We start from the raw sequence: 3,399 nt of genomic DNA on the forward strand, positions 1-3,399 counted from the left end.
CGCTTGGGCCGCCCGCCCGGGGTTGCCCCCACCCCCGCCCCCCCCCCGGGGGGCCGCGGGGGGGGCCCCCCGGGGGGGGGGGGGGCCCCCCCCCCGCCCCGCCTTCGCGTTGTTCGGCGTCCTCCGGACGAGGGGACATCGAGTTGTGGGCCGTCGCGGCGCGGTCGTAGCTTGGGGCACACCGCAGCACGGCGTCGTCGCAGGAAGCAGGCCCGCATGGTGTCGTCCGAGAACAGCCGTCCCGCGCAGTCGTGGGTGCCGGTGCCGGGGGTGTCGGACCTCGCTCCGGGGGAGGTCGTGACCACCAAGATCGGTGGGGAATTCATCGCGGTGTGCAATGCGGACGGCGTCGTGCGCGCGTTCCGCGACGAATGCCCGCAGTGCGCGCTGCCCATCGGCGGCGGCCGGTTGCTGGGGGATCTGCTGTGGTGCGCCGGGTGCGCGGAACCATTCGACGTGTCCGCCGGGGGAGTCGGCAGGAAACGTGCTCGGTTCCGGCTCGCCGCTAGGTCACTGACCGTTTCCGAAGGTTCCGCGCGCATTGCTCTATCCGCGTGATGTGCGTGCGGAGCGCGTTTCGCGGGCCATTCCGGTATGGAGAACCGAACCGTTCTCTGCGACGATGAGATGATCTTTGCCGCGTCTGGACGGATCAGCCGGAATCCGCCCGGACGCCGCAGCTGGAGGTGTGAGAGACCATGCGCGGTGGGTACGCAGCAGCGGGCCGCGCCGGGGTCCGGGTGTCGGGTCCGGACTTCCCCGAGCCGTGCGGTCACGAAGGACCGTCCGCTTCGGACGGTGCGGTCCCCCGGCAGCGGATCTCCGACGCGTTGGCGGAGCGGACGCGGAACTCGTTGGCACGGCGCAGGATTCTCGCGCTGAACCTGATGAGCTCGCCCGGCTCGGGGAAGACCACCCTCCTGGAGCGGACGCTGCGCGAGCTCGGCTCGACCGTGTCGATCTCGGCGATAGAAGGGGACCAGGAGACCCACCTGGACGCCGACCGGCTGCGGGCCGCGGGCTGCCGCGTGGTGCAGATCAACACCGGTTCCGGCGGGCACCTCGACGCCGACATGGTCGACGAAGGACTTCGGTCGCTGCAACCGGCCGGGCGGTCGCTGGTGTTCATCGAGAACATCGGGAATCTCGCCGCGCCCGCGTTGTTCGACCTCGGCGAGCACCACCGGGTGCTGATCGCCTCGGTCACCGAAGGCGAGGACAAACCGCTGAAATATCCGCACGTATTCCGCAGCACCGATCTGGTGCTGCTGAACAAGGTGGATCTGCTGCCGCACCTCGATTTCGACGTGGACCGATTCATCTCGCACGCGCAGCGCATCAATCCGCGGATCCGCGTGTTGCGGTTGTCCGCGAAACGCGGCGAGGGGATCGGCGAATGGTGCCGTTGGCTGCGCGCGCACCACGACGGGACCGCGCCCATCCCCGCGTGAGCGCTGTGGCGTTGCTCGCCCGGCCCGCTCCGCGCGCTGATCGGCGGATACGCTCGCCGGATCATGCTCCGGGCGCGGTCGCCCGCGTCGGCTCGGCGCCCGGGAAGGTCCGGCGCCGCGGGCGCCGGTGGCCCAGCCGAGGAGACTGTGATGGACCTGTCGACCGCCGACCTCGCGGACCGCGAAGGACCGGCCATCCGCAGCTGCGATGTGCAGTTCCGGCAGTACGGGGGGCGGGAGGTGTTCGCCGGGCGGATCCGCACGGTCACCTGCTTCCAGGACAACGCGCTGCTCAAGAAGGTGCTCTCCGAGCCGGGGGAGGGCCAGGTGCTGGTGATCGACGGCGCCGGTTCGGTGCACACCGCGCTCGTCGGTGACCTGATCGCGGAGCTCGGCCGCTCGAACGGCTGGACCGGCATCGTGGTGAACGGCGCGGTGCGCGACACCGCGGTGCTGGCCGGGATGGAGTTCGGCGTGAAGGCGCTCGGCTCGAACCCGCGCAAGAGCGGCAAGACCGGCGACGGCGTCGTCGACGAGCCGGTGGAGCTCGGCGGGGTGCGGTTCGTGCCCGGCGAATACCTGGTGAGCGACCACGACGGCGTCGTCGTCCTCGCCGAACCGTGATCCGGCCCAGGTGAACGGCCCGGTCGCCCGGCCGGACACGGGCCGTTCACCTCGGCGGACGACCGGATCGCGCGCGGACCGCCCCGGATGTCCGGTTCGGTTACCTGCCGGACATCTGCGCCGCGGCAGTTGACCGGCCGGACACGCGCGCGTAGCAGAGCTGACGGTTCCCGCTCCTAACGTCCGAGGAGTGGGAAGCGTTGCCGGATGAGCGCCGGTCCAGACACGCGGGAGCCGCGGACCCGGCGTGCGGTGCACGCCCTGACCGGCCGCCACGACGTCGAGTACGAGCGGGCGGTGCCGCCGCGGCTGGACCGCACCCGGCAGGCCGCCGTGCACGACTGCCTGTTCCTCACCGGTGAGTGCGACGGCTGGTTCGCGACGGTGCTGCCCGAGGCCCTCGCCGAGCTCGTCGACACCGGGAGCGCCGCCGACTGCGCGGCCGTCGCGCACACCACCGGTGTCGCGCCCGCCGTCCGCGCCGTCGCCGCCGGGGCCGTCGGCTACGAGCGGCTGCCCGCCACCTTCCAGGCGCTGCAGCCGCACCACCTGCGGGAACCCGAGGTGCTCGGCGCGGTCGTCGCGGCGAAGCGGGTGCTGCACCGCGGCCCGGCGATGCCCGTCGACCGGGACGTGTTCGAGGACGTCGAGCGGTGGTCGGAGGCCGCCGCGGCCGCGGGCGTCCCGCTGCCGGTGGACTTCACCTGGATGCGGGAGCGGGTGCGCCGGATCGGCGCGGCGCTGCGGGCGGCCGGCCGGGACTCGCGGCCCTGCCACCGGGACGGCAGCCCGTCGAACGTGCTGGTCGGCCCCGGCCGGGAGGTGCGGCTGGTCGACTTCGACTTCGCGGGCAACGCGGACCCGCACCACGACCTCGCGGCGATGCTGGTGGAGACCTGCCAGCTCGACGACGAGTGGCGCCGGGCCGCGGAGGTCGTCGACGGCAGACCCGATCAGCAGCGCCTCGCCCGCTACCGGCTCAACGCCGTCGCCGACGACCTGGCGGTGGGGACGTGGGCGCTGCTGGCCGGGGCGCGCGTGCACCGGCCCGCCGGGTTCACCGGGTACGGCCAGTGGCGGTTGCTGCGCTGCCGCTACGCGTTGCGGCACCGGCACTTCGACACCTGGCTCCGGCGGGTGTGAGGGCTCTTGCTGATCAGGGGCGGGGTGGACCTCAGCGTCCTCCTCGCGAGGAGAACGCGGGGAACCCGCGGGTGGTCCGGTTGACCAGGTGGTCGCTGCCCAGCGGCTTCGCCGCTGACAGGAGAGGGGAGCGGCGGTGGGCGCTCAGCCGTTGGGGGTGCGGCGGTCCGCGATGTGGGGT

The 3,399-nt window shown here is 73.0% G+C and carries 4 protein-coding genes; all 4 read left to right on the forward strand.

Features of this window, described 5'->3' with window-relative positions; translation table 11 throughout:
- Positions 1–216 precede the first annotated feature (216 nt).
- The 4 genes from LCD33_RS27740 to LCD33_RS27755 all read left to right on the forward strand — a co-directional run bounded on the left by LCD33_RS27740 (position 217) and on the right by LCD33_RS27755 (position 3,218).
- Positions 217–558: a Rieske 2Fe-2S domain-containing protein gene (locus LCD33_RS27740; RefSeq protein WP_224957703.1), complete on the forward strand. Its 342-nt coding sequence runs from the start codon at positions 217–219 to the stop codon at positions 556–558.
- 140 nt (positions 559–698) lie between these two features.
- A complete protein-coding gene (gene hypB, locus LCD33_RS27745; protein ID WP_224957702.1) occupies positions 699–1,451 on the forward strand; it encodes a hydrogenase nickel incorporation protein HypB in 753 nt (250 codons plus the stop codon).
- A 150-nt stretch (positions 1,452–1,601) separates the two neighbouring features.
- A complete protein-coding gene (gene rraA / locus LCD33_RS27750) occupies positions 1,602–2,075 on the forward strand; it encodes a ribonuclease E activity regulator RraA (RefSeq protein WP_224957701.1) in 474 nt (157 codons plus the stop codon).
- A gap of 207 nt (positions 2,076–2,282) precedes the next feature.
- Positions 2,283–3,218: a phosphotransferase family protein gene (locus tag LCD33_RS27755; RefSeq protein WP_224978457.1), complete on the forward strand. Its 936-nt coding sequence runs from the start codon at positions 2,283–2,285 to the stop codon at positions 3,216–3,218.
- Positions 3,219–3,399: the final 181 nt, after the last annotated feature.

It is taken from the genome of Saccharopolyspora sp. 7B, assembly GCF_020177435.1.
In the GTDB taxonomy this organism is placed as follows: domain Bacteria; phylum Actinomycetota; class Actinomycetes; order Mycobacteriales; family Pseudonocardiaceae; genus Saccharopolyspora_C; species Saccharopolyspora_C gregorii.

Coding starts and splice junctions, on each gene's coding strand:
- rraA (WP_224957701.1), top strand. CDS start 1,602: ATGGACCTGTCGACCGCCGACCTCGCGGACCGCGAAGGACCGGCCATC.
- hypB (WP_224957702.1), top strand. CDS start 699: ATGCGCGGTGGGTACGCAGCAGCGGGCCGCGCCGGGGTCCGGGTGTCG.
- LCD33_RS27740 (WP_224957703.1), top strand. CDS start 217: ATGGTGTCGTCCGAGAACAGCCGTCCCGCGCAGTCGTGGGTGCCGGTG.
- LCD33_RS27755 (WP_224978457.1), top strand. CDS start 2,283: ATGAGCGCCGGTCCAGACACGCGGGAGCCGCGGACCCGGCGTGCGGTG.